We start from the raw sequence: 25408 nt of genomic DNA, 5'->3' as shown, positions 1-25408 counted from the left end.
CTTAAGCCGGACTAGCTGGCCTGCCGCCACTGGCGCGGGCTGACGCCAAACCAGCGCCGAAAAGCGCGCGAAAAGGCGCTGACTTCTGAATAACCCAGCAGCAGCGCCATTTCGGATACCGGCAGCTGCCGCTGCTGTAAATACGAGGTCGCCAGCTCGCAGCGCACCTTATCCACCAGCGCGGTAAAGCTCAGGTTCTCTTCGCGCAGGCGGCGCTGGAGCGACCAGCTCGACATGCCCATTTTTTCCGCCACCTCGGGCAGCGCCGGCTCGCCCTGCATCAGCATCAGACGCACCTGCGAACGCGCCCGATCGACCACGCTCTGGCGCGGCGTCGCGCTGTTCAGACGCCGGATCGCGTCCTGCATCACCAGCAGCAGCATCGGATCGCTTTCCGGCATCGCGCGCGTCAGCTCTTTTTTAGGGATGATCATCGCATTGCAGGGCTGTTCAAACCAAACCGGTGCGTCAAAGACTTTGCAGTGCTCATGCCACTGCTCGGGGCGGGGATGTTCAAAGTGCACTTCTCTTGGCGCCCAGTGCCTGCCGGCAACGTGACGGATCAGGTTCATAAACATGCCCATCGTCAGCTCGGCGTCCTGCCTGCGGCATAAAATCGCGCCGTGGCGCACCTGGTAGTCCAGACGCCAGCAGTCGCCTTTGTCGGTCAGCCGCGTCAGGGTATCGTGCTGATGCCACGGAAAAGCGTTGACGACGTTGTGCAGCGCCTGCTCCAGCGTGGCGGAGCAAAGCCCGACATAGCCAATCAGGCCTAATGACTGCGGTTTAAACTGCCTGCCGTAGTGCAAACCGAAGTTATCAAACCCTGAGCAGCGCGCCGCTTCCTCCATTACCCGGCAGTAGTTAACCAGCCCCAGGCTCAGCGTCGGGCTGGCGAGCTGCTCCGGATCGATGCCGCTGACGCCGAAAATGCGGTCGACGTCGCCGCCTTTTTCCGTGATAAATTCACCGAGGCCGCTGGCAGCGGCGGCCAGCACGCCATGGTTACAGCCAGCATTCAGCACCGCTGCCATCTCAGGCCGTTTGATCGCTCCGCTTTCCATTATTTATCGCCTCGCTGCAGAAAACATTCTGCTTACTCAGCAATTTCTATACCAGCTGGCGGCTAAGCGCCCACCGGCAGCTCGCTGGTTTCAAGGTAGCGATGGCAGAGGCGCACCGAATGATCGGCCCACTGCGGCCCCAGGCTCAGCGCCATCGCGGTCTGCGCGTGCGAGCCGACCCAGGCCAGCAGCTGTATACGGCGCTGGATAAGCAGCGTCGGCACCAGCGCCAGCTCCGCATCGCTGATATGCGCCACCTGCTCATAGCCTTTGATCCAGTTGTCCACCCATTGCGCTGCACGAGGATGGTGCTCCACAAAGCTGATGGCTGCCGCAAGATCGTGCAGATACCAGCCCATGCCGCAGTCGTCGAAGTCAATCACCCGCGTTTCGCCTTTATGCCGCAGCAAATTGGTCAGGCGCAGATCGGCATGGATCAGGCCATAGCGGGAAGGATCTTTGCCGAATCGGGCCAGCTCTTCGCCAGCGCGGGTAATGGCCTGCTCCACCACGCCGCGATCGTCACGCCGCAAGCCCGGCGCGTCTCGCCAGTCGCCCCAGTGGCTTTGCGGGCTGACCATGGTCTGATGATCCCAGATGATGCGCTGGAAACCCGCCGGTTTTTGCCAGCTTTTGCTGTGCTGATGCAGCCGCGCGGTGATTTGGCCAAGATCCTGGAACGCGCGGGGATCGACGTCGGTGTCCGGCATCTCGCCTTCGATCCAGTCGAACAGCACCGCGTGGCGCAGGCTGCCGTCCGCCAGCCGCAAATCCTGAACGGTCTGCCCTTCCCGATCGGCAAGCGCCTGCGGCACCACGATACCCGTTTCGCGCAGCGCATCCAGCCAGCGCAGCTCGCTGAGGATATCGGCGCGCTGATGATAATTGCCGCGATGCAGGCGCAGCGCATAGCGTTTTCCGGCGGCCTCCAGCAGAAAGGTAGCGTTCTCCGAGCGGCAAAGCAGGCTGAGTTTGCCCTGTAAAGCGGCCGGATAGCGGCTCAGAGCGCGGTGGGCAAGCGCCAGCAGCGCGGCATTGGTCAGGTCGTCATATTGGCTGGTCATCAGTGTGGCTCCCGAAAGAAGTTGATACGGCCTGAACCAGCATGGCGTGACGCTTCCTCAATCGCTTGACCGCAGGTAACCCTCTTTTGACTTTAGCGTACAGCGGGCACTTTTTTTGCTTGTGAGTTGACAGCAGAGCGCAAAAATCCTTATGCCCGCGTCAAGTTTCCCCGGGACGACGGCTGCATTATCAATCAACACTTACTGGCGGGAACAGCGATATGACAAGCAAGCTAAAGCCTGGTCTGGGCACGATACATTTGTGGGGCATTGCGGTAGGCCTGGTCATTTCCGGCGAATATTTCGGCTGGAGCTACGGCTGGGGCGTGGCGGGCACCATGGGTTTTCTGGTGACGACCGCCCTGATTGCCCTTATGTACACCTGCTTTATCTTCAGCTTTACCGAACTGACCACGGCGCTTCCGCACGCGGGCGGCCCTTTCGCCTACAGCCGCCGCGCCTTTGGCGAAACCGGCGGGCTGATCGCCGGTATGGCGACGCTGATTGAGTTTGTCTTCGCTCCCCCGGCCATTGCCATGGCGATCGGCGCTTACCTTAACGTGCAGTATCCGGGATTGAATCCTAAATATGCCGCGGTCAGCGCTTACCTGATTTTTATGACGCTGAATATCCTGGGCGTCAGGCTGGCGGCCATGTTTGAACTGGTGGTGACGGTGCTGGCGGTGATCGAGCTGCTGGTCTTTATGGGCGTGGTCGCACCGGGCTTCAGCCTGAGCAATTTTACCGCGCACGGCTGGGCGGGCAGCGAAAGCTTCGGCCTGCCCGCCGTCTCCGGCATTTTTGCCGCTATCCCTTTTGCCATCTGGTTTTTTCTGGCCATTGAAGGCGCGGCGATGGCGGCCGAAGAGGCCCGCGATCCCAAACGCACCATCCCTAAGGCCTATATCGCCGGGATCCTGACGCTGGTGGTGCTGGCGATTGGCGTGATGCTGCTGGCGGGCGGCGCGGGCGACTGGCGCAGGCTTTCGGACATCAACGACCCGCTGCCGCAGGCCATGAAAATGATTGTCGGCGAGCACTCTAACTGGATGCATATGCTGGTCTGGATCGGTCTTTTTGGCCTGGTCGCCAGCTTCCACGGCATTATTCTCGGCTATTCGCGCCAGTTCTTCGCGCTTTCTCGCGCGGGCTACCTGCCCGCCGGGCTGGCGAAGCTTTCCCGTTTTCAGACGCCGCACCGCGCTATTATCGCCGGCGGCGTGATTGGTATCGCCGCCATTTTTAGCGACGGCTGGATCAATCTTCAGGGCATGACGCTGACGGCGGCGATGATCACCATGGCGGTGTTTGGTGCCATCGTAATGTACCTGATGAGTATGTTAAGCCTGTTCCGCCTGCGGCGTAGCGCGCCGGATCTGGCACGCAGTTTCCGCGCGCCGGGCTACCCTGTTGTGCCCGGCATCGCGCTGCTGCTGGCGCTGGTCTGCCTGGTGGCGATGCTGTGGTTTAACCCGGTTATTGGCGGGCTGTTTGCGCTGTTAATGGCCGCTGGCTACGGCTATTTCCTGCTGACCAAAGCCCAGCGCGCCAGCGCGCCGCGCGATGCGATGCTGGTCGGAGAATAACGACAAAAGGCAATGAAACCCCGTCGCCGATTCGCTATCATGCGCGCTGACTTTGAATGAGCGCGCATGACGCGCCGGAGAGGGAAAGTACAATGCTGTGGTTTAAAAATTTGATGGTATATCGTCTGAATCGCGAGATCCCGCTGGCGGCAGACGAAATGGAAAAACAACTTGAGGCATTCTCTTTCACTCCCTGCGGCAGTCAGGACATGGCGAAAACCGGCTGGGTTGCGCCGATGGGATCCAAAAGCGATGCGCTGACCCACGTCAATAACGGACAGATCCTGATCTGCGCCCGCAAAGAGGAGAAAATCCTGCCGTCGCCGGTGATCAAACAGGCGCTGGAAGCGAAAATCAGCAAGCTGGAAGCGGAGCAGCAGCGCAAGCTGAAGAAAACGGAAAAGGATTCGTTAAAGGATGAAGTGCTGCACAGCCTGCTGCCGCGCGCCTTCAGCCGCTTCAGCCAGACCTTTGTCTGGATCGACACCGTTAACAACATGATTATGGTCGACTGCGCCAGCGCCAAAAAAGCGGAAGATACGCTGGCCCTGCTGCGTAAAAGCCTGGGGTCGCTGCCGGTGGTACCGCTAACGCTGGAAAGCCCGATTGAGCTGACGCTGACCGAATGGGTTCGCTCCGGTGATACGCCGGCGGGCTTTGCGCTGATGGATGAAGCGGAGCTGAAAGCGCTGCTGGAAGACGGCGGCGTGATCCGCTGTAAAAAGCAGGATCTAGTGTGCGATGAAATCGCTAATCATATCGAAGCGGGCAAGCTGGTGACGAAGCTGGCGCTGGACTGGCAGGAACGCGTGCAGCTGGTGCTGTCGGACGACGGATCGTTGAAACGCCTGAAGTTCGCCGATACGCTGCGCGAGCAGAATGACGACATCGACAGGGAAGACGTGGCGGCACGCTTTGATGCCGACTTTATCCTGATGACCGGCGAGCTGTCTGCACTGATAGCCAATACTATCGAAGCGCTGGGCGGCGAAGCGCAGCGTTAAGCAAAGCACGGAGGCCGGATGCCCGGCCTCTCTGCATCACGCTTGCAGATACCAGCAAAGCCAGGAAACACGAAGGCCGGATGCCCGGCCTCTCTGCATCACGCTTTCAGGTAACGGCAAAGGTAGGAAGAAGGTTCGGCTACCTGCAGGTGAAACTCGCTGTGGCCCGGCACGTTGAAAACCTGGCCCGGATCGTAGTGACGCCATTCGGTTTCGCCCGGCAGCAGCACTTTAAACGAGCCGCTGACCACGGTCATCTCTTCCGGATCGCCGGTGCTAAAAGTATACTCCCCTTCCGCCATCACGCCGACGCTGGCGCGCCCTGTGCTGGCGCTGTCAAACCCGATCGATTTCACTTTTCCTTCGAAGTACTCGCTGACGTTGAGCATGGCACTATCCTTTATCAGAGATGAAAACGGGCGGCCCGTAATCGTTACGCTACCAGCTCTGCGGCCAGTCCGGCCAGCAGCACGTTGGAGAGCAGTACAGGGATACCCAGCAGTTTTTGTAAGAAATCACGATGACGCTGCTGATAGCCCAGGCAGTCCAGCACCACAACATCGGCGCCCTGCTCCTGAAGCTGTAGCGCGGCGTCAATCAGCTCGTCGTCGTGCTTTACCCAGGGATTGGCTACGGCAAAGCGAGGTCTTGAAGACAGACTTTGCCACTTATAGCCCTGCTCGCCCAGATATTCTTTTCGCGCCACCATGACGCCGACCTGATGGCCGTCGGTAATGGCGTTAACCAACGGCGGCAGCATACGGTACGCATCCAGCAGAACAGCGCTGCTGGTCTTAAGGTTTTTGTACTCGCCTGCGCAAAGAACCAGAATATTTTCAAATCCTTCCGCTTCCAGCTTGTTGATCAACTTTTGCAGGGATGCCTCGACCTTCGCGGCAGAGAGAATAACGAAAGAGCCATCCTCCATGTGCGTCATCGTCACCTTTTCGCCCGCTACCGGCCCATAACGCTGTTCGATGTCGGCCGCTGAAAGGCCGTCAAGCAATCCGAAGTGTGCGATATTCTCTTCAGGCAGGTGTTCCAGCAGCAGAGGCAGCAGATCTCTGCGAGGCGCCTTTCCTAAGGTTAAGGTAGCCAGTTTGTGGGTATTGCTTTCTGCCTCATTAAACACGTCGGACATAAAACTTCCGGAAAACAGGATATCAGTTCCGGAAAAAGACGACGGATTTGGATGGGAAAGCGGAGTGGTGAAGATCTCGGTCAATGGTCTGTCCAGTTAAAGGCGATGGAAGCGTCAGGCTTATAAACTTGCAGCGAAAATATGACGCCAGTCGCTTTCGGTCAAGCCCGGATCCCATGATACAAATATCAATACACAGCAAATTATGTTGGTAATTTGTCTTCTGCCGCAAAATTATTTTTTGCTTGAGCCAGACAGCTTGCTGTCGCAACAACAGCGGTCGTTTTGGCAGAAGATTCGCCTGAATTACAGGTGGTAGCGCTTACATTTTAACCACGCCTTGCTGTGCCCCGGTGTTTTACGGCGTCCATGCCGTCATGCGTTACTCTTTTTCGATATCTTCATAACGAGCTTTAGCGTCGACCGCTTCCTGCTCGCTTTGGTGCTCACTAATTAGCGTATCCGGCTTAGGATGATCGGCACGAAGTTCGTACCAGGTGACACAATTTTCTTCCGTTCCTTTTTTTATCGGAACAATATGCGCTTCACGAGGATAGGGCGGTCTGCCAGGCATATCTTTTCCCTCCTTAAAGTATTACCGAGCTGGCCGGGATTTACCGCGCGGCCAGCTTCCGTACTTCAAGTATAGACAAAGGCTGATAATTCTCTGTCCGCTCTGCGCAACTTGGGAAAAATCGTAGGTTTAACTGGCGCGAGCCAGCGCCAGCGCGCTAATAATTTCCTCAACCACGACCTCAGGTTGCTGCATGGCATCGATAATATAGTGGGCCGCCTCATGATAAAGCTTATCGCGGGCGGCCAGCACGTCGACCATTTCATCAGCAATAGGTCGGCCCGTTAACGTGGGCCGCTGCGCCTGTTCCGGATAGGCTTCCAGCCTGGCGGCCAGTACGGCGGCATCGGCTTTCAGATAGATAACCTGGCCGTGCTCGCGCATAAACTGCCGGTTTTCCGCTGCCAGCACCATACCGCCGCCGGTAGCAATAACCGTGCGATCGGCCGTTACCGCCTGTAAAGAAAGCGACTCGCGCTGCCGGAAGCCCTGCCATCCTTCAGCCGCAACAATTTCCGTGACGGTCAGTCCGGTGGTCTGCTGCAGATGTTTGTCCGTATCGCTGAAGGCGTAGCCCAGCGCCAGCGCCAATGCCTGGCCAACCGTGGTTTTTCCGCAGCCGCGCGCGCCGATAAGATAGAGGGGTAAGGACATGGCGAAAAATTCCTCAGCCTTGTTTACTGGCCGCTTAGCAGCAACCGGCAGTGAATAATGAGAGGCAGGCATCATACCGAGAATTCTTGTTTGTCACCAGCAGTCACTTTTTCTTTACACCCCTTGCACGGGAGAAACAGCACATCCCTTTGATATAAAGCAAAAATAGCATGTAAACCTTCCGTTACATACATTTTAGCCTGGCGGTAAGCCCGGCAACATTTCCTTACCCGAACCTCGTTTACTTTCCCCGGTTCTGCCCCAAAATAAAGGGACAGCCCGTTAATGAGGATCTCTTATGCAGAGCGAAGAACAAAAGTTAATTGAAAGCCTGTTTGGCCGACTGAAACAGGCTGAAACCCAGTCCGGCCCGCGTGATGCCGCCGCAGAAAAACTGATCCAACAACAGCTTCAGCAGCAGCCTGGCGCGCCTTATTACATGGCGCAGGCGATCCTGATCCAGGAAGCGGCCCTGAAACAGCTGAACAATCGGGTGAGCGAATTAGAGGCGAAGCTGGCGGCCCAGCCGCAGCAAAGCAGCGGCGGCTTTCTTTCCGGCCTGTTTGGCGGCGGCCGCCAGCAGCAGCAGCAGCAGCAATCCTACAACGCGCCACAGCAGCAGTCTGCCTGGGGCAATGCACCACAGCAGCAGCAGCAGCCGTGGAATAACGCGCAGCAGCCCTATTCTGCGCCCGCGGCGCCTTCGGCTGGCCGAGGCTTTTTAGGCGGCGCGCTACAGACGGCGGTCGGCGTGGCGGGCGGCGTAGTGATGGCGGATATGCTGACCAGCATGTTCCACCACTCGCAGCCGGAAGAGATCGTAAACATTATTAACGAACCGGCGCTGCCGCAGGAAAGTTTCGACAATAATCTGGATACGTTTAACAACGGCACCGACGCCCCCTTCCTGAATCAGGATGCCGGACTGCCGCAGGATTACGCCAGCGACTACGATAATGATTTCGACAACGGCGGTTTTGACGACGACGACAGCTTTGTCTGAATAAGGTCGAGGCTGGTTGCATAAATGAAAGGCGGGGATTTCCCCGCCTTTTGCTATTTGCCGCGCTGCGCCTGTAGCCATTTATCCAGCTCGTTGGCGAACTGCTGACGGTCGCGCTGGTTCAGCGTCGCAGGGCCGCCGGTCTGCACGCCGCTCGCCCGCATCGTGTCCATAAAATCGCGCATGGTCAGCCGCTCTTTTATCGTCGCCTCGCTGTAGCGTTCGCCGCGCGGATTCAGCGCCACGGCCCCTTTTTCCATCACTTCCGCCGCCAGCGGAATATCTGCCGTGATCACCAGATCGCCGGGTTGCGCCCTTCGAACAATTTCATTATCCGCTACGTCAAAACCCGCCGGCACCCGCAGCGTGCGTAAGAAACGCGAGGGCGGCACGCTCAGCGACTGATTCGCCACCAGCGTCACCATTACCTGCTCGCGCTCCGCCGCACGATACAGCACTTCTTTAATTACCTTTGGACATGCATCGGCATCTACCCAGACTGGCATCGCCCTTTCCTTTATCAACACAACACTGCCTGCGATCTTGCCTGGCTTTTCAGGAATGGCAACCTGTTATTCACCGCATCTTAGCGCTGCGGGATAATACTGATCTTGCCGTTCTTCTCCAGAATAGCGAATTTGATCTGATCCAGCCGCTCCAGCCCCGCGGTGCTGCGGGCAGAATTCAGGATATCCTCTTCGGAAATGCCCGCTTTTCTGGCCCTTTCCGGCAGCAGACTGCCGTTTTCCACCAGGATTAGCGCCGTGCCGTCAATCAGCATATCCAGCCGGGGAAAACGCGCCTTCAACATGCCGAACAGGATGTCGACCACCACCAGGGTGATAATCGTCAGCGATGCGCCGGTGACCGAAAAATCGTTGCCCAGCAGCGCCTGCTGCGTCGCCTCGCTGATAATCAGCAGCAGGATCAAATCAAACGAGGTCATCTCCATCAGCGTGCGGCGTCCGGCGATTTTCAACACTACCAGCAGCAATAAATACATACTGGCAGCCCGCAAAACGGTTTCCATAATTAGCTCCTAAGGATAAATCCACTGGGTAAACTGCACGCTGGTTTTATTGTCCAGCGTCACGGTAACCGGATAGCGGCCAGGGTTCTGCGCCTGTAGGCCAATCCACACCGTCGCGCCGTCGCGATAGCGAGGAGAAGACCAGTGCAGTTCAAGAGCATTGCCACGGCTGAACGCCTGCTGCGGCTGCGGCTGAAGCGACTGAATTTGAAAGTTGTCCATCTCCTCGCCGTTGAGCACCAGCCTGAAGTCACCGTCCTGCTGCGGCCTGATGCGGATAGTCATCGACATATCGCTCGCCAGCCGCCCGAAACGCTCGTATTCCACCTCCAGGGCGCCGTCTGCCGACTTCACCCGTTTGTTGCTCAGCATCCCTTTTGAGAAAAGCCCGCAGGCGCCCAGGATCACGATAGTAAACAGAAAAAGATAGCCAATACGCTGTATCCGCCATTCAATCCGCTGCAGGCGCATATGCTCCTGAACCGGATAGCGGCGGCTGTCCATTTCATTTTGTTTCTTTAGATTCATCTGCGGCTCCTGGTTGTTGCTTAAGCGTAGCCGAAGCTGAATTAAGCCGGGTAATGACGTAAGCTGAACGGAATGAAAAGACAAAAAGAGGCAGAAGGATGATGAAAAAAATCGGTTTTATCGGCTGCGGTAATATGTCGAAAGCTATTATTGGCGGCCTGGTTGCCGCCGGCCAGGTGAAAGCGGAAGACATCTGGGTTTACGATCGCAAGCCCGAAACGAATCAGGCCATGCACGAGCAGTACGGCATTACGCCGGGCAGCAGCGCGGAAGAAGTCGCGAAACAGGCCGATATTTTATTCGGCGCGGTGAAGCCCAACGTTATTCTTAGCGTACTCAAGGAAATTTCCGGCTGCCTGAACAAAGATACCGTGGTGGTTTCCATCGCGGCTGGCGTCACGCTTGATTCGCTGGCGCAGGCGCTGGGGCACGATCGCAAACTGGTGCGCGTAATGCCCAATACGCCAGCGCTGGTCAATGAAGGCATGACCTCCGTGACGCCGAACGTGCTGGTGACCAAAGAAGAAGCGGATGAAATCGTGGCGATTTTTAACGGCTTCGGCAAGGCGGCGCTGGTGCCGGAATATCAAATCCACGCCGTGGTCGGCGTCAGCGGCTCTGCGCCGGCCTACGTTTTTATGTTTATCGAGGCGATGGCCGACGCGGCGGTGCTCGGCGGGATGCCAAGAGCGCAGGCCTATCAGTTTGCGGCGCAGGCGGTAAAAGGCTCCGCGCAGATGGTGCTGGAAACCGGCAAGCATCCCGGCGAGCTGAAAGATATGGTCTGCTCGCCAGGCGGCACCACCATCGAAGCGGTAAAAGTGCTGGAGGAGAAAGGATTCCGTGCGGCGGTCATGGAAGCGATGCAGCAGTGCATGAACAAGTCGGAACGGATGAGTAAAGATTGACCCACTTCAGCCCCTCATTACGGAGGGGCTGAATGCGTATTCAGCCCAGCGCTTTTTGCGCCAGCGCCGCGCCTTCGGCCATGGTCATCGGCTGCTGCATCCGACGCACCAGATCGGCGGTAAAGGTATACAGCCCGCAGGAGGCGACCGCGGCCAGCTGGCCTCTTTGCCCGTAGAGCGCCACAAAGTTTTTTTCCTTCAGCGAGCCGAACAGCCGAAAATCATCCCACTCTTTGGCATGACCCAGATACTCGTAGCGCGTGCCGAACTGCGCCGTCCAGAAAAAGGGCACGCGATCGAACTTCTCGCCGCGACCAAGCATGTTCTTCGCCGCCACCCGGCCCTGCTGCTGCGCCACGCGCCAGTGTTCGATGCGCATGGGGCCGGAAGCGGCGGGCCAGGTGGCGATATCGCCCGCGCTCCAGACGTTGGTCGCGATTTCCAGCTCCTCGCTGGCCGTCAGGCTGCCGTCATCGTTCAGCGGCAGATCGTGAATAAACCCGGTGCCGGGCGCGACGCCCGTTGCCAGCAGCACGGCAGTGGCGGGCACCACGCGACCGTTTTTAAGCTCGACGCCGCTGACGTGGCCTTTCTCGCCCTGCAGCGCGGCCACTTCGCCTTCGATAAACTCCACGCCGTTTTCTTCATGCAGCTCCCGAAAATAGCGCGCGATTTGCTCGCCGAACTGCTTTTTAAACGGCAGCGCATCGGGCGCGATAACCTGCACCTGCACTTTTTTGGCTCTTAGCGCAGAAGCCAGCTCCATGCTGATAAAACTGTTGCCGACGATCACCAGCTGACTGCTTTCATCCACCTCCTGCAACAGCGTCGCCGCCTGTTCAAGGCTGCGCAGCACGTGTACGCCGAACAGCGCCTTGCCGCTGAAATCGGGCCGCTGCGGGATCCCGCCGGTGGCAATCAGCAGCCGGTCATAATGCAGAGTGGAGCCATCGGCAAAGCGCAGCAGCTGCTCGCGGCTGTCCAGCTGCTCCACGTCGCCGTGCTTGCGTTCGGCATAGTGCCAGAAATCGTCATCCAGCAGAGGCGGCACCTCATCAATCGCCATCTTGCCGGACGGCACGAATTTGCTCAGCACGGTGCGATCGTAAGGTGCCTGCTGTTCGCGATCGACCAGCACCAGCCTTCCCTTAAAGCCTTCCCGACGCAGCGTCCAGGCCGCCGCCGCGCCTGCCGCGCCGGTGCCCAGGATCGCGAACACCGGCTCATCTTCTTCTTCTGCAAATTGATACAGCGGGGGAAGCGCTTCGGGATCCACCTGCACCATGCCGTTCTCGACCCTGACCGGATAGCGTTGCAGATCGCTTAGCGCCAGCGGCTCGCACAGACTGCCGTCGCTGATGGCGAAATTGGCCTTATGCCAGGGACAAACCAGATAGCCGTCACGGATAGCGCCCTGCTCCAGCGGCGCGCCGGAATGCGGGCATTTGGCCTGGTAGGCCTTGATTTCATCGTCTTGCCGAATCAGCAGGATCTCCTGCTCCCCAATGGGCACCCTGACCGGTTTCAGCTGCGGTAAATCCTGCAGGACGATAGCGTTTTGATAGCTCACGACAGGCTCCTTTCTTGTTATGCTTTTGTATTATCAGACTTGATAAGCCTGGCATTAACAGGGAGATCGGCCATCTTAAAGCGAAGCATGCCGTGCGCAGGATTGGATAAACTATTGTTATTTATACCGATTAAATTTTATGGCGGATAGCGAACAAGCCATGCTGTTGGCAAGCGGCTGTGAGAAACGTACTGGTAAAAAAAGCGCCGGCGTAAACCACGCCGGCCCGTCATCCGTTAGCGGCCCGGCCCCTGGGAGAAACCGCCGCGTGGGCCGCCGCCGCCCCAACCGCCGTGACCGCCACCGCCGCCCGGCGGCGGGAACAGACATCCGCTCAATGCTGTTACCAGCGCGACCACACTCACTGCTTTAATCAAACGACTCATTGCTCTTTCCTCATGGTAACAATGGCGCTGATAGTAAGCGTCGCCACACGGGCCGACAATGCAGAAAAATCCTGTTAGCCCCTGTTTTTACCCGGCGTAACCACGCTTAACGCTTTCCTTGCGGGAAAGCGCGAAAAACCTTAAAAGGCTAAAGCCACAAACGAGGCGTGATCAGGCCGCCGCAGCCGCTTTTCTGCGCCGCCAGACCAGCATCAGCTGCACGGTATTAATCAGCACCACGATCGCCGTGGCGGTAAAGACCCAGCGGAAACCGCCGATGGCGGAAACGCCTGAGCCAATCAGCGGCCCGACCACGTTACCCAGATACATAAACGACTGGTTATAGCCAAAAATCCGTCCGGTAATGCGGTCGCTGGAGTAGCGCAGCAGCAGCGTTTGCACCGCCGGCATCATGGCGCCTTCGGCAAACCCCAGCAGAAAACGCAGCGCACCGAGCTGTAAGGCGCTGCTTGCCCACGACATGGCGAGAAACAGCACTATCGTCAGCATTAACGCGGCAAATAAAATGCGCTGCGCGCCGATGCGGTCGCCCAGCTTGCCCAGTCGGGGCGCGGAAAAGAGCGCCGATACGCCGGGAATGGCTGCCACTACGCCGCTGATAAAGGCAATGTTTTCTACGTTCGGCTCCAGCTGGCGCACAAACAGCGTAAGAATTGGACTAATTGAGCCGTTGCAAAGCTGGATAACCAGCGTGGTGATAAACAGGCTGATAATTAATCCGGGATGACTCAGCGAACGAAAAACCATGGCGCCGCTGAGCTTTTCTTCTTTGCTGATTTTGCGATGCCCGGTTTCCTTGATCAGAAACAGCGTAATCATAAAGCTGGTCAGCAGCAGGCAGGAGGTAATAAAAAATACGGCACGTAGCCCGACCCAGTCGGCCAGAAAGCCGCCCAGCAGTGGCCCCATAATCACGCCGCAGATTTGCGCGGTGGAAACCATGCTCAACGCCCAGCCGCTGCGCTCGCGCGGCACCTGCGAAGCGACCAGCGCCATGGCGTTGGGAATATAGCCGGAGGTCAGCCCCATCAACGCCCGTAACAGCAGCAGCTGCCAGACGTTGGTTACAAAAGCCTGTAAAAAAATGACTATTCCCATGCCCAGCGAAGCGCGCAGCAGCATCAGCTTGCGCCCTTTACGATCGGCAAGGCTGCCCCACATTGGCGAGACGATGGCTGAAACCATAAAGGTAATGCTGAAGATTAACCCTGACCACAGCGTCAGCGCGCTGGGATCGGTGACGCCCAGCTGCTCCACGTAGAGCGGCAGAAAAGGAATAATCTGGCTGATAGCAAGGCCGGTAAACAGGCAGCCAAACCAGACCGAAATAAGGTTAACCTTCCAGGATTCCATGTTTTTTTATGCTCTGCAGGAGAATGCGAGCCATGAGTGTAACAACTCCCTGCCTGAACGCCAAAACGGTCAGACATCGTTACAGGCCATCGGCATGGTTCACAAGCGGTTGTTTTCACGGTGGGACGCTGCCCGCAAAGCACGCTCGCCGGCGATAAATAGCAAAGCGGTAAGCCATCAATGAGCGGTGGTCAGAAGGTCAGAAGACCATAAAGGCGCCAGGCCACAACTGAAGACAAGCGATAGCTTCAGAAGGCGGATAACGGCTGGCGTGCAAAGCCAGAAACAGAAAACAGGCGGCAGAGGGTAATTCTTCTGACGCTAAACGCAAAAAACCCGCCATAAGGCGGGTTTTTGTTCTTCTGCCCGACGAGGTCGCAGCAGAAGTTTCTCTCGAATTACAGCGCAGTTACGTTAGCAGCTGCAGGGCCTTTCTGGCCGTTTTCGATAGAGAATTCAACTTTCTGACCTTCTTCCAGAGTTTTGAAACCCTGGTTCTGGATTGCAGAGAAGTGTACGAACACGTCTTTGCTGCCGTCAGTTGGAGAGATAAAGCCGAAACCTTTCTCAGCGTTGAACCATTTTACTAAACCAGTCATTTTGTTAGACATTTGTCTTTCCTTCAATAAGTATAAAGCCGTTAAGGCACGAGGTTTGTCAACAGGGTAGACTTATGGGGCACTCAAGAAGGAAGTCAGGAAGAAGAGATATCTGAGATAACGCTTTAACTGAAAACTGCTTTACTAAAATTGCTCGCATACGTGTCTGTTTCAAAACCGACGGTGCATTTACTCATAACCAGCGCTGCGGCACAAGCACTGATGACTAAAAAAAAGTAATTTAATGTCAATTCGCTGATTTTTATAAAGATAATTTTCATCTTTTTGCCGCATTCAGTTAAACCTTCACTCGCGACGCTTTTTGCTACGGCATAACGACAAAAAAATAGTGCGGCGGCGGCTGGACATTCCGCTACGCCCATCCAGACTAATAAAAATCTCCACCTGGTTATTTTCCAGGCTAAATGGCAATTTATTCGGTTTGGTAAATTAGCCCGTTAAGCCTTTCCCGATCTCATTGCCGGGCTGTCGATGGCGCTTTGCAGGAGGTTTACCATGGTTCATCACGCTACCGGCGCAGGCCGGGAAATCACCGAGTATTTTAACAGCCCTGCTTTCAACGCGCCGAAAGAGAGCGAGCTGCTGGCGGCCATCATGACCGAACTGATGCGTAACGGCAGACCAACCACCAGCAAAGCGATTATCGCTACCGTTATTGCCAGGCTGGAAGGCGAGATAGATGAAACCCAACTGCAGGGCTATCGCAACTTGCTGACCCAGCTACTGGAAGAAAAACGCCCTGAACGGTAACGCCTCTGAAGCGGGAGCAGTGCGCTTACCTTAGGCCTTATTTTTTTTACTGATAACGCCGTGATAATGCTCGCCCAAAAAAAACCCGCACGGGGCGGGAAGCAAACGGGCATACCTGTCTGTGGCGAGATCAAAATGTCACCTTTATTAATAGTGTAAAGTACAGCGCGCCTGTTGCAGGTGTATGACAATCAGATAACCTTTCGTATCGTGAAAGAGACTGACATTTCAAATGATAAGGTGAACGGACTTCTCTTTATCAGCAACGGTCGGATCCGTTGCTCCTACTCAGGTAAAAGGACATGCTTACAGGCTTTACAACGGCGTATTGCGCTCATCTGCCCCGGACGCGCAGGGTGGGACAGGCTCATGGCTAATATCAGACAGGGCTTGCGGACGATTTTTTCATTATTGCTGGCGATTGCTGTGGTGTTATGGCTGATGGACTGGCTGCGCGCACCGAAACCGCCAGAAGATTTTGCCCAACAGATTTTCCATACTATTGATGGCCGGACGATTACTATCGCCGAGCTGAGCGCAAAAAAACCGCTGCTGATTTACTTCTGGAGTGGCAACTGTAGCGTTTGTCGTTATACCACCCGCGATATCACTAACCTGAGCAACAGCGGCTATAACGTGCTGGCCATTGTGCACCATGCCGGCAACGATATTCAGATCGTCCGTCTGCTGAACGGTAAACATCTTACCCTGCCGGTCATTAACGATCCCACCGGCGCTATAGCCGCACGCTGGCAGACAGACGTGATGCCAACGCTGTTAATCGTGAAGAAAAGCAAGGTGGTGCAAAGCACCACCGGCTGGACCAGCGCCACGGGCATTCGGCTGCGCCACTGGTGGGTGAATAAGTGGTATTAGCCGCAGTAGACGCGGGTGATAGTATTCTGGCTGTCGCCCATAAAATTCAACCGGTTAAGATTAAAATCCATGGTAACCGCTGAGTTCCACGGCACCGCACGAGCCGGGTGCTCAAAGCGGAGTCCGTCAATGGCGGAAAGCGGTTTGCCAACGTACTGCTGGTAGTCGGAAGCGCCGCAGCGATCCAGTTCTGGATCCGTCGGGCCGGACGCCGCACCTTTGTGTGCGCCCGACTGACAACCCGCCAGCAGAATCGCCGCCGCAAAAGCGGCCAGTGTTTTCTTACCGATCATGATTTCTCTCCTCAGCTTGCTTTTTTTGTCGTCGCAAGGGTAGCAGATAAGCGCCAGGGTGCAAAAACGCGATCTTTTCGCGCAGCGATTCCAGCGGAAAATGGCACGGATTGCTTTTATTTTAATCAGGAAAATCCGCTATAATTTAGGAATTATCTCAACAAAGGAGCAACTCATGGATCTGATAGTGTTCATGCTGATTGCGGCCATGATGACGCTGGTCGCGGTGAAAGTCCGTTAATCAACAGCCCGCTTTTAGCGGGCTGTTGTTATTCAACTGCGAACGATATCGCAAGGCGCGTCCAGCAGCTGCCTGAAACGATCCAGCGGCATCGGTCGGCCCAGATAGTAGCCCTGCCCTTCCTGACAAGCGATAGCCTGAAGCTCCTGCAACTGCTCCTGCGTTTCAATCCCTTCCGCCGTTACCGTCAGCGAGAAAGCTTTCCCCAGCCCGATAATGCCTTCAACAATCGACAGCGCCTGTGGAGAGTGCGGGAAATCGCTCATATAGGATCGATCCATCTTCATGCCGTCAAACGGGAACATTTTCAGATAGCCCAATGAAGCATGGCCCGCGCCAAAATCATCCACCGTCAGCTTTACGCCCAGCGCTTTCAGCGACTGCATCACTTCCAGCGCGCTTTGCGGATTTTCGAGCGTAATGTTTTCGGTAATCTCCAGTTCAAGCCGGTGCGCTTCCAGGCCGCTGGTGGCCAACGCGCTGGCTACGCGCTGCGCCAGATTGCCGCTACGAAACTCCACCGGCGAGATATTCACCGAAACGTACATCGGCTCCGGCCAGCCCAGCGCGTCGTGGCAGGCCCGATGCAGCACCCAGTCGCTGATATCAATAATCAGCCCGGTCTCTTCCGCCAGCGAAATAAATTTATCCGGCATAATCAGGCCGTGGCTCGGATGCTCCCAGCGGATCAGCGCTTCCGCGCCGTCCAGCCGCGTGTTTCTCAGACAATAGCGCGGCTGGTAAAAGAGCTTCAGTTCGTTTCCGGCGATAGCCTTACGCAAATTGCGCTCCATCTCGCGACGCAGCACCAGCTGTTCGGCCATTTCCGCGCTGTACCACGTCCACCGATTTCGCCCTTCCCGCTTCGACTTATAAAGCGCAATATCCGCCAGCCGCAGCAGTTCGTCGGCCTGCATCGCATCGTCAGGCGCCAGCGCAATCCCCATGCTCGCGCCGATAAAAATTTCCTGCTGACCCAGCTGGAAAGGTCGGCAAACCTCGTCCAGCAGCGCCTGGCAGCAAGCGTCAATCTCATGTTCGCCGTTCAGATCGGAAACGATAATAATAAATTCGTCGCCGCCCTGCCGCGACACCAGATCGCCGGCTTTGAGCACGCTGCGCAACCGGTGCGAGACCTCATTCAGCACGCTGTCGCCCGCCGCGTGGCCCCATGTATCATTGATCGGCTTAAAATGATCGAGATCGAGACTGATCAACACCAGCGGTCTTTCCGCCGTGGGCTGCGCCTGTAGCCTGCTCAGCAAAAACTCGCTCATATAGAGCCGGTTTGGCAGTCCGGTCAGCGCGTCGTGCTGCGACAGATAGTGAATGCGCGCCTGAGACTCGATCTCCTGAGTAATGTCGGAAACCGTGCCGCGATAGCCGCTAATCTGTCCGCCCGTTTCTACGGCGTTAGCCACCAGGCTACAGATGCGCTTTTCGCCGCTGGCCGATACCGAATAGCAGCGCAGGGTATGGCGATGCCCTTCCTGCCGATGCTGAAACAGCCATTCGGAAACCGGCTGCGTATCGTGCTGCAGGATCGCGTCGATCGATTTATCCAGCAGCTTTTCCACCGCAAAGCCCGTGGCGACGGTAAAGCGCCGGGAAAGGTAGGTCAGCACGCCTTCGGCGTTGGTTTCCCAAATCCAGTCAGACGCGGTTTCGGCCACGTCGCGAAAGCGAGCCTCGCTAACGGCCAGCTCGTGCTGACTGTGGATCAGCTGCAAAAAACGCTCGTCGCAAAGCCTGGCGTTGTACATAGCGTGCCTGATAACGCGTCGCGTCACCAACGCCAGCATCACCGCTGCCAGCAGCAGCACAGGTAACAGCAGCAGCAGCAGCGCCCGTCCCGGCTGCTGCGAATCCCAGCGGATCACCACCGGCATCCCGTCGAATACCGCCTCCAGCAAAAAGGGCTCGGTAGCGGTATCCTGCGCGTTGCCCGGCACACGAGCATTCATCACGCCGACCGTACGGCCGAACTGCGCCAGCTTTTCCGGCGTGTAGCGGCTGACGAACACCATGACCGAAGGCGGCCCTGAGCGGGCTTCCAGCCCCGGCACTTTTCCTGTGGTGATCGGCGCAGCGGCTACGATAGCCGGCGTCGAACCGATAAGCGTATTCAGCGAGGTCGCGCCCTCCTCCTTTGCCAGCAGACGTGCCCTGGCGATAAGCGGCGCGGTCTGAATACCCAGCCAGCTTTCCAGCTGGAGATCGTCCAGCTGGCCGTTAACCACTGAATAGGTGGTGCGCCCTTCGCCGTCGACCACAAAGACGCCGTCATAATGGAATTCGCTGTATAAACCCGGCCCCAGGTTTTGCTGCTCAAACGCCCAGACCTTATCCATCGTCAGATGTAAATGGTTCCAGGCTTCACCCCAAAAGGCGTAATCGCGGATATTGGTCATCAGCTCCTGACGAGCGTCCTGCCAGGCGTTATGCAGTAAAAAACTTTCCTGCTTAACGGCCTCTTCGTTCTGACGCCAGGCGATACCGACCACCATAAGCATGGCGAGCAGCGTCACGCCGCTCATCAACAGAATAAGCGATACGGCTATTCGTCGGGTAAAGAAGGTGGATTTCTGGCCGTAAGGCACCTGGTGGCTAAGCATGGGGGGAAAATTCATCTACTCCGAACCTTATCCTGCGGGCTGACAAACAACTCCCGTTTGCCCGCCCTGACTGCTATCTGAAAATCGCAGGTCCTTTTTCCCTTCCAGACGCGATCGTTAATGCATTATCGGCCTGGAGGCTGAACAATTTAGATGCAGCGCGCACTAATTCTGCCGCCTCGACACTCCCCTTCGCCCTTGCTACCATCCGCTGACGCGCTTCTCAAACCCATGCTAATGAATAAAGACACGGATACAGCGATCGAGGCCCTGCTCTGTACAGGGATTTGCCTGATTTGGTACGGCATTACGCTGCTGATCGGCACGCCGCTGCTCCATCCTTTTTTAACGGAAAACGGCATTTTGATGCCGGCGCTCTGTCTGCTGGAATTTGTGGTGCTGGTGCCGCTCTGGCGCTGGTATAACCGGTATTATGACGGCGTGGCGTCAGGCGTGCTGCGGCTCCGCCCGCTGCTCCTGTTCGGCCTGCTGCTGCTTGCCCTGATTTTTTCCCAGTCTTTTTATTTACAGCCGGAAAGCTGGACCGCCACGCAGCTAAACGGCGACGAACAGATCGAAGCCTGGCGCACGCTGGCCTTTTCGCTGGCGGTGGTGATACTGGCGCCCGTGGCTGAAGAGATTGTTTTCCGGGGCTTTTTGCTGCAGGCGCTGTTAACGATGGTGCCGGGACAGCGGCTGGCCTGTGCGCTACTCACTTCGCTGATCTTTGCCGGACTCCACACCCAGTATGTTCATCTGCAAACGCTCCTGGCGCTCACGGCGCTTTCTCTGCTGCTCTGCCTGGCCCGTTTTTATTCGGGCGGCCTGAAGCTGCCCGTCGCGCTGCATATGCTGAATAACTTTATCGGCGTTGCGCCCTGGCTATGGGCTACCTTCCTGCGGTAGCAATGGTTAGTGTTTATAACCAATAGGTTTTGCTTATAACCAATTCGCATATCGATAGCCGATAATCTACTATTTATCCGGTATGCAGGTAATCTACACTCGCCAACAAATTAAAACAGGGTAAGGAAACGTCATGAAACTTCTGCTTCCCGCCATTGCCGTCGCGCTGGCAGGTTCTTTTGCGGCACAGGCCGCTACGCCGCCGGATACGCTGGTTATCGCGCAGTCTATTGATGACGCCAACAGCTTCGATCCCGCGCAGGGCTTTGAGCTGACCTCGGTACAGGCGTTTACCAATCTCTATCAGCGTCTGGTACAGCCGGATCCGCAAAATCCTGTCGACCTGCAGCCGACACTGGCCAGCGCCTGGCAGCCGGGCAGCGATAACCGCAGCCTGACTTTCACCCTACGCGACGGCGCGAAATTCTCTTCCGGCAACCCGCTGCGCCCGGAAGATGTGATCTTCTCTCTGGGACGCGTGGTCAAGCTTAACCTCGATCCCTCTTTTATCCTGACCCAGCTGGGCTGGACCAAAGAGAACGTGGACTCGCATCTGAAAAAGATCGACGACAGCCACGTGCAGATTAGCTGGACGGCTGACGTCAGCCCGACCTACGTGCTGAGCCTGCTCGCCGCGCCGGTTTCCTCCATCGTGGATGAAAAAGTGGCGATGGCTAACGCGCAAAAAAATGACTTTGGCAACAGCTGGCTGATCGCGCACTCGGCGGGCAGCGGCCCTTATCAGATCCGCAAATATATTCCGCATGAGGTGCTGCTGCTTTCCGCTAACGCTTCTTCACCAGCGGGCGCGCCAAAGCTGAAAAACGTGCTGATTAAAAACGTGCCGGAACCGGCTGCCCGTCGCCTGCTGCTGGAACAGGGCGATGCGGATATCGCCCGCAACCTGGGCGCCGATCAGATGGCGTCGCTCAAGGGCAAAACGGACGTGAAGCCAATGGCGGTGCCGATGGCCTCGCTGTATTACATGCAGTTTAATATCGACGCCAACCCGGCGCTGAAAAACCCGGCGTTCTGGGAAGCGTCCCGCTACCTGTTCGATTACAAGGGCATCGCGGACGATCTGCTGAAAGGCCAGTTCCAGGTGCATCAGTCGTTTCTGCCGCAGGGCTTCCTGGGCGCGCTGAACGACAACCCTTACACTTTCGATCCGGAAAAAGCTAAGGCGATTCTGGCGAAGGCGGGACTGAAAGACGTCAGCTTCAAGCTGAGCGTCAGCAACCAGCCGCCTTACCTGGATATCGCTCAGGCGTTGCAGGCCAGCTTCGCGCGCGGCGGCGTCAAGGTTCAGCTGATCCCCGGTATCAGCACCGAAGTGGCAACAGCCGTCAAAGCCCATCAGTATGAAGCCACGCTGAACGCCTGGGGAGCGGACTATTTCGATCCTAACACCAACGCCTCCGCCTTTGCCTACAACCCGGAAGACGGCAGCAAAACCCTGGCATGGCGCTCTAACTGGCATATCCCGGAGCTGAATAAACAGACGCTGGCGGCCACGGCGGAAAGCGATAAGGAAAAGCGCATCAAACTGTATGAAAACATGCAGCGCGAAGTGCAGAAAAACTCACCTTACGTAATCGGCTTACAGGCTCGCAACCTGATTGCGCTGCGCGCCAATCTCAAAGGCTACGTGCAGGGCATCAACCCGGATATGGTCTACTACAGCCAGGTCAGTAAGTAATGGCGCGTTTTACCGCTGAAGCCGGGTCCGCCCGGCTGTTCTGGCTGCGCGGCGGCCGCCTGGCGACCGGTCTGGTCGCGCTGGCGGTCACGCTGCTCGGCCTGCTCGCCTTCACCTTTACGCTTTCGCATCTGTCGCCGGTCGATCCTGTTTTACAGATTGCCGGCGATCACGCCAGCGAATCAACCTATGCGCAGGTAAGAAGCGAGCTGGGTCTGGATCAGCCGCTGCTGATGCAGTTCTGGCACTATCTGACGCATCTGGCGCACGGCGATTTAGGGATTTCACGCCTGACCAATTCGCCCGTCGCCAGCGATCTGCTGCGCACCTTTCCGGCCACCATCGAGTTGGCCACCTGCTCGATGATTTTCGGTGCCTTTTTCGGCATCGTGCTGGCGCTGGTCGCCGCATGGAAACCGGGCAGCCTGGTGGATAACCTGGCGCGTCTGGTTTCGCTGCTGGGCTATTCCGTTCCGGTGTTCTGGCTGGGCCTGCTCGGCCTGCTGCTGTTTTACGCCGTGCTGCACTGGTCGGCCGGGCCGGGTCGCCTGGACGATATCTGGATCTATACGCTGGAGCCTAAAACCGGCCTGGTGTTGATCGACAGCTGGCTTTCCGGCGATCCCGAGATGTTCCGTAATGCGGTTGCCCATCTGTGGCTGCCGGTAGTGGTGCTGGGCCTGCTGGCGATGGCGGGCATTACCCGTCTGCTGCGCGCGGCGCTGCTGGAAGAGAGCAGCAAAGAGTACGTGACGCTGGCGCGGGCAAAAGGCGCCAGCCGGGGCCGCATTCTGTTGCTGCACGTTTTTCCTAACGTGCGCGGCACCCTTATCACCGTACTGGCGCTTTCTTACGCCACGCTGCTGGAAGGATCGGTGCTGACCGAAACCGTCTTTGCCTGGCCAGGCGTGGGCCGCTATATGACTACCGCCCTGTTTGCGTCCGATACGCCAGCCATCCTCGGCTCTACGCTGCTGATCGGCGGCTGCTTTATTCTGCTGAACGCGCTGGCGGATGCGTTAACTTATCTCACCGATCCGAGAACCCGATGACGCAAAATCTTACCGATCTTGAACTCGCCGCCCCGCGCCGACGCCGTCGACCACGCGTCACGTCGCTGGCTATCGGCGGCACGCTGGTGGCTATCCTGCTGCTGGCCGCGCTGTTTGCGCCGCTATTAGCGCCTTTCGACCCCAACGCGCAGATTATCTCGGCGCGCCTGCTGCCGCCGTCTTCCGCGCACTGGCTGGGCACCGACGGCTTTGGCCGCGATCTGCTTTCCCGCGTGATTTACGGCTCTCGCCCTACGCTGCTGCTGGTATCGCTGATCCTGCTGCTGACTATCCCGGTCGGGATGCTGGTCGGCATCTGCGCGGGCTATCTTGGCGGCTGGACGGAGCGCGTGCTGATGCGCATTACCGATATTTTCCTGTCACTGCCGAACCTGGTGATCGCGCTGGCGCTGGTGGCAATGCTCGGCCCTGGCCTGCTGAACGGCGCGCTGGCGCTGGCGTTAACCAGCTGGCCGCCTTTCGCTCGTCAGGCGCGCGCCGAAACGCTGGCGCTGCGCCGCAGCGACTATCTGGCCGCCGCCAGAATGCAGGGCATCAACGGCCTGCGCCTGATGTTCGGCCATATTCTGCCGCTCTGCCTGCCCAGCGCCGTGGTGCGCGCCGCGCTGAGCCTGGGCGGTATTATCCTTTCCGCCGCCGGCCTCGGTTTCTTGGGCATGGGCGTGCAGCCGCCGACGGCGGAATGGGGATCGATGGTCGCTGAAGGCAGCAAGGTCATCTTTGACCAGTGGTGGGTAGCCGCCGCGCCGGGCGGCGCGATCCTGTTCGCCAGCCTGGCCTTTAACCTGACGGGCGATGGCCTGCGTGACCGACTGGATACCCGAAATGCCAACTGACTCTACGCCGCTGGTTGTGGCGGACAACCTGACGATAAGCAGCGCCGCCGGTGTGGCGCTGGTCAAAAACATCAGCTTTACGCTGGGCCGCGAGCGCGTGGCGCTGGTGGGCGAATCCGGCTCCGGCAAGTCGCTGACCGCGCGCAGCCTGATGGGCCTGCTCTCCCCCGCCCTGCATTTACAGGCTTCCACCCTTAGCGTGGCGGGCGAAAATGCGCTGACGCTGAGCGAAAGCCGCTGGAGCCAGCTGCGCGGCAGCAGGCTGGCGATGGTGATGCAGGATCCGAAATATGCGCTGAACCCGATGCGCACCATTGGCTGGCAGGTGGCGGAGCCGCTGAAGCTGCACGCCCGCCTCAGCCGCGCCGAAATCAAAGAAAAAGTCTGCGAGATGCTGGATGCGGTAGGCCTGCCGCAGCCCGCGCAGCTGATGCAGCGTTATCCTCATCAGCTTTCCGGCGGCATGGGCCAGCGCGTGATGCTGGCGATTGCGCTGATTGCCGACCCACAGTTTCTGATTGCCGACGAGCCGACTTCCGCGCTGGATCACGCCATGCGCGATCAGGTGCTGGCGTTAATCCGCCGTCTGGTGGAACAACGGAATATGGGCCTGCTGCTGATCAGCCACGATTTACAGCAGGTTTCCGAACACTGCGAGCGCGTGATGGTGATGTACCAGGGCAATATTCTGGATACCCTGCCCGCCGCTAATCTGCCGCAGGCCACGCATCCCTATACCCGCACCCTGTGGTCGTGTCGCCCGAGTAAAGCCACGCAGGGCAAACCGCTGCCGACGCTGGATCGCGCCGCGCTGGAGGCTTACCGTGAGCATGATTGATTTACAGAACCTCAGCGTCGCGCACCGCCAGGGCTATGAACAGCGCACCGTGGTGCATGACGTGTCGCTTCAGGTTGCGGCGGGCGAATGCTTCGGCCTGGTCGGGCCTTCCGGCTGCGGCAAATCGTCGCTGCTGTGGGTCATGGCCGGTCTGAACCCAAACTGGCAGGGCACGATGACGCTGGCCGGCCATCAGGCGACGTCCGGCAAACCCTTTACCGGGCAGCTGCGTCGGGACGTGCAGATGGTGTTTCAGGATCCCTATGCTTCGCTGCATCCGCGCCATCGTCTGAAGCGCACGCTGGCGGAGCCGCTGAAGCTGCTGAAGGTGCGCGATATCGATGACCGTATCGAGCAGGGATTCCGCCATGTCGGGCTGGATCCGGCGCTGGCCGATCGCTATCCGCATCAGCTTTCCGGCGGCCAGCGCCAGCGCGTCGCTATCGTGCGCGCGCTGCTGCTGGAGCCGAAAATTCTGCTGCTGGACGAGCCGACCTCCGCGCTGGATATGTCGGTGCAGGCCGAAATCCTCAACCTGCTGAACAAGCTGAAGCAGCAGGATAACCTGACGATGGTGCTGGTCAGCCACGATCCGGACGTGATCGACCATATGTGCGACCGCGCGGTGAGAATGGAGCGCGGCTACATTAAATAACGGGCGATGGCTGAACGCGGTGTTCAGCCATAAGCGCTTGATCTGGCTAATCTCTTAAACTGCTAACCCTTGCCGGAATTCGCATTTCCCCGCCGCTTTTTTCCTCCTATAGTCCTGATA

At 57.7% G+C, this 25408-nt stretch carries 28 protein-coding genes; 13 read left to right on the top strand and 15 right to left on the bottom strand.

Features of this window, described 5'->3' with window-relative positions:
- Window positions 1–11: 11 nt before the first annotated feature.
- Window positions 12–1064, bottom strand: coding sequence for an AraC-like transcriptional regulator QhpR (gene qhpR / locus AB3U87_RS07645; RefSeq protein ID WP_394148803.1), 1053 nt, complete (start codon window positions 1062–1064; stop codon window positions 12–14).
- A 62-nt stretch (window positions 1065–1126) separates the two neighbouring features.
- On the bottom strand, window positions 1127–2131 hold the full coding sequence (locus AB3U87_RS07640; RefSeq protein ID WP_253461093.1) for a phosphotransferase enzyme family protein: 1005 nt from the start codon (window positions 2129–2131) through the stop codon (window positions 1127–1129).
- Window positions 2132–2349: 218 nt separating this feature from the next.
- On the opposite strand from AB3U87_RS07640, the gene eat reads away from it, so the two are divergent.
- Window positions 2350–3714: an ethanolamine permease gene (gene eat, locus AB3U87_RS07635; protein WP_394148802.1), complete on the top strand. Its 1365-nt coding sequence runs from the start codon at window positions 2350–2352 to the stop codon at window positions 3712–3714.
- Between the two features lie 92 nt (window positions 3715–3806).
- Window positions 3807–4718: a recombination-associated protein RdgC gene (gene rdgC / locus AB3U87_RS07630; RefSeq protein ID WP_253455107.1), complete on the top strand. Its 912-nt coding sequence runs from the start codon at window positions 3807–3809 to the stop codon at window positions 4716–4718.
- A 98-nt stretch (window positions 4719–4816) separates the two neighbouring features.
- Here the strand turns inward: rdgC and ppnP are convergent, their stop codons facing one another.
- From ppnP to aroL, 4 genes are all read right to left on the bottom strand, one after another.
- Window positions 4817–5107: a pyrimidine/purine nucleoside phosphorylase gene (gene ppnP / locus AB3U87_RS07625; protein ID WP_253455108.1), complete on the bottom strand. Its 291-nt coding sequence runs from the start codon at window positions 5105–5107 to the stop codon at window positions 4817–4819.
- A gap of 44 nt (window positions 5108–5151) precedes the next feature.
- On the bottom strand, window positions 5152–5859 hold the full coding sequence (locus AB3U87_RS07620) for an AroM family protein (RefSeq protein ID WP_253455109.1): 708 nt from the start codon (window positions 5857–5859) through the stop codon (window positions 5152–5154).
- A gap of 382 nt (window positions 5860–6241) precedes the next feature.
- Complete coding sequence (locus AB3U87_RS07615; RefSeq protein WP_125288368.1) at window positions 6242–6433, bottom strand: YaiA family protein; 192 nt, start codon at window positions 6431–6433, stop codon at window positions 6242–6244.
- Window positions 6434–6562: 129 nt separating this feature from the next.
- Window positions 6563–7087 carry a shikimate kinase AroL gene (gene aroL, locus AB3U87_RS07610; RefSeq protein ID WP_253455110.1) on the bottom strand — a complete coding sequence of 175 codons (525 nt, stop codon included), beginning with the start codon at window positions 7085–7087 and terminating at the stop codon, window positions 6563–6565.
- A gap of 298 nt (window positions 7088–7385) precedes the next feature.
- On the opposite strand from aroL, the gene AB3U87_RS07605 reads away from it, so the two are divergent.
- The gene (locus tag AB3U87_RS07605) at window positions 7386–8090 is read left to right on the top strand and encodes a DUF2076 domain-containing protein (protein WP_394148801.1); all 705 of its coding nucleotides are present in this window, start codon (window positions 7386–7388) and stop codon (window positions 8088–8090) included.
- Window positions 8091–8143: 53 nt separating this feature from the next.
- On the opposite strand, the gene AB3U87_RS07600 is transcribed toward AB3U87_RS07605, so the two are convergent.
- From AB3U87_RS07600 to AB3U87_RS07590, 3 genes are all read right to left on the bottom strand, one after another.
- Complete coding sequence (locus tag AB3U87_RS07600) at window positions 8144–8596, bottom strand: YaiI/YqxD family protein (RefSeq protein ID WP_301252283.1); 453 nt, start codon at window positions 8594–8596, stop codon at window positions 8144–8146.
- Window positions 8597–8676: 80 nt separating this feature from the next.
- Entirely contained in the window at window positions 8677–9120 is a 444-nt protein-coding gene (locus AB3U87_RS07595; protein ID WP_253455113.1) for a DUF421 domain-containing protein, read from the bottom strand.
- A gap of 9 nt (window positions 9121–9129) precedes the next feature.
- Window positions 9130–9648, bottom strand: a complete 519-nt coding sequence (locus AB3U87_RS07590; protein ID WP_253455114.1) for a hypothetical protein — start codon at window positions 9646–9648, stop codon at window positions 9130–9132.
- Window positions 9649–9746: 98 nt separating this feature from the next.
- Between AB3U87_RS07590 and proC the strand changes: the two genes are divergently transcribed.
- On the top strand, window positions 9747–10556 hold the full coding sequence (gene proC, locus AB3U87_RS07585) for a pyrroline-5-carboxylate reductase (RefSeq protein WP_253455115.1): 810 nt from the start codon (window positions 9747–9749) through the stop codon (window positions 10554–10556).
- Window positions 10557–10596: 40 nt separating this feature from the next.
- Here the strand turns inward: proC and AB3U87_RS07580 are convergent, their stop codons facing one another.
- From AB3U87_RS07580 to cspE, 4 genes are all read right to left on the bottom strand, one after another.
- Entirely contained in the window at window positions 10597–12126 is a 1530-nt protein-coding gene (locus AB3U87_RS07580) for an FAD-dependent oxidoreductase (RefSeq protein WP_394148800.1), read from the bottom strand.
- A 236-nt stretch (window positions 12127–12362) separates the two neighbouring features.
- Window positions 12363–12512: a hypothetical protein gene (locus tag AB3U87_RS07575; RefSeq protein ID WP_301252278.1), complete on the bottom strand. Its 150-nt coding sequence runs from the start codon at window positions 12510–12512 to the stop codon at window positions 12363–12365.
- A 171-nt stretch (window positions 12513–12683) separates the two neighbouring features.
- Window positions 12684–13886, bottom strand: a complete 1203-nt coding sequence (locus tag AB3U87_RS07570; protein WP_301252277.1) for a multidrug efflux MFS transporter — start codon at window positions 13884–13886, stop codon at window positions 12684–12686.
- Window positions 13887–14284: 398 nt separating this feature from the next.
- A complete protein-coding gene (gene cspE, locus AB3U87_RS07565) occupies window positions 14285–14497 on the bottom strand; it encodes a transcription antiterminator/RNA stability regulator CspE (protein WP_125288360.1) in 213 nt (70 codons plus the stop codon).
- Window positions 14498–15001: 504 nt separating this feature from the next.
- Between cspE and AB3U87_RS07560 the strand changes: the two genes are divergently transcribed.
- Both AB3U87_RS07560 and AB3U87_RS07555 read left to right on the top strand, forming a co-directional pair.
- Window positions 15002–15256 carry a biofilm development regulator YmgB/AriR family protein gene (locus tag AB3U87_RS07560; RefSeq protein WP_301252276.1) on the top strand — a complete coding sequence of 85 codons (255 nt, stop codon included), beginning with the start codon at window positions 15002–15004 and terminating at the stop codon, window positions 15254–15256.
- 369 nt (window positions 15257–15625) lie between these two features.
- On the top strand, window positions 15626–16132 hold the full coding sequence (locus AB3U87_RS07555) for a redoxin domain-containing protein (protein ID WP_301729907.1): 507 nt from the start codon (window positions 15626–15628) through the stop codon (window positions 16130–16132).
- Here AB3U87_RS07555 and AB3U87_RS07550 read toward each other — a convergent pair.
- On the bottom strand, window positions 16129–16425 hold the full coding sequence (locus tag AB3U87_RS07550; protein WP_253455121.1) for an I78 family peptidase inhibitor: 297 nt from the start codon (window positions 16423–16425) through the stop codon (window positions 16129–16131). The genes AB3U87_RS07555 and AB3U87_RS07550 overlap by 4 nt on opposite strands.
- Window positions 16426–16483: 58 nt before the next feature.
- Here AB3U87_RS07550 and AB3U87_RS07545 point away from each other — a divergent pair, with 58 nt between their 5' ends.
- The gene (locus AB3U87_RS07545; RefSeq protein ID WP_394148799.1) at window positions 16484–16666 is read left to right on the top strand and encodes a hypothetical protein; all 183 of its coding nucleotides are present in this window, start codon (window positions 16484–16486) and stop codon (window positions 16664–16666) included.
- A gap of 32 nt (window positions 16667–16698) precedes the next feature.
- Here the strand turns inward: AB3U87_RS07545 and AB3U87_RS07540 are convergent, their stop codons facing one another.
- The gene (locus AB3U87_RS07540; RefSeq protein ID WP_394148798.1) at window positions 16699–19296 is read right to left on the bottom strand and encodes a bifunctional diguanylate cyclase/phosphodiesterase; all 2598 of its coding nucleotides are present in this window, start codon (window positions 19294–19296) and stop codon (window positions 16699–16701) included.
- 222 nt (window positions 19297–19518) lie between these two features.
- On the opposite strand from AB3U87_RS07540, the gene AB3U87_RS07535 reads away from it, so the two are divergent.
- From AB3U87_RS07535 to AB3U87_RS07510, 6 genes are all read left to right on the top strand, one after another.
- Entirely contained in the window at window positions 19519–20187 is a 669-nt protein-coding gene (locus AB3U87_RS07535; RefSeq protein ID WP_394148797.1) for a CPBP family intramembrane glutamic endopeptidase, read from the top strand.
- A gap of 133 nt (window positions 20188–20320) precedes the next feature.
- Window positions 20321–21886, top strand: a complete 1566-nt coding sequence (locus tag AB3U87_RS07530) for an ABC transporter substrate-binding protein (protein ID WP_394148796.1) — start codon at window positions 20321–20323, stop codon at window positions 21884–21886.
- The gene (locus tag AB3U87_RS07525) at window positions 21886–22938 is read left to right on the top strand and encodes an ABC transporter permease (RefSeq protein ID WP_394148795.1); all 1053 of its coding nucleotides are present in this window, start codon (window positions 21886–21888) and stop codon (window positions 22936–22938) included. The genes AB3U87_RS07530 and AB3U87_RS07525 overlap by 1 nt, the downstream gene beginning before the upstream one ends.
- On the top strand, window positions 22935–23795 hold the full coding sequence (locus tag AB3U87_RS07520) for an ABC transporter permease (protein ID WP_253455126.1): 861 nt from the start codon (window positions 22935–22937) through the stop codon (window positions 23793–23795). Before AB3U87_RS07525 ends, AB3U87_RS07520 begins: the two co-directional genes overlap by 4 nt.
- Window positions 23785–24633 carry an ABC transporter ATP-binding protein gene (locus tag AB3U87_RS07515; RefSeq protein WP_301252271.1) on the top strand — a complete coding sequence of 283 codons (849 nt, stop codon included), beginning with the start codon at window positions 23785–23787 and terminating at the stop codon, window positions 24631–24633. The genes AB3U87_RS07520 and AB3U87_RS07515 overlap by 11 nt, the downstream gene beginning before the upstream one ends.
- Window positions 24626–25288, top strand: a complete 663-nt coding sequence (locus AB3U87_RS07510) for an ABC transporter ATP-binding protein (RefSeq protein ID WP_301252330.1) — start codon at window positions 24626–24628, stop codon at window positions 25286–25288. Before AB3U87_RS07515 ends, AB3U87_RS07510 begins: the two co-directional genes overlap by 8 nt.
- The last annotated feature ends 120 nt before the right edge of the window (window positions 25289–25408 follow it).

The sequence above is a fragment of the Erwinia plantamica genome (assembly GCF_043420595.1).
In the GTDB taxonomy this organism is placed as follows: domain Bacteria; phylum Pseudomonadota; class Gammaproteobacteria; order Enterobacterales; family Enterobacteriaceae; genus Erwinia; species Erwinia aeris.
The sequence above is the reverse complement of the archived record's forward strand: the minus strand, read 5'-3'. Positions and strand labels throughout refer to the sequence as shown.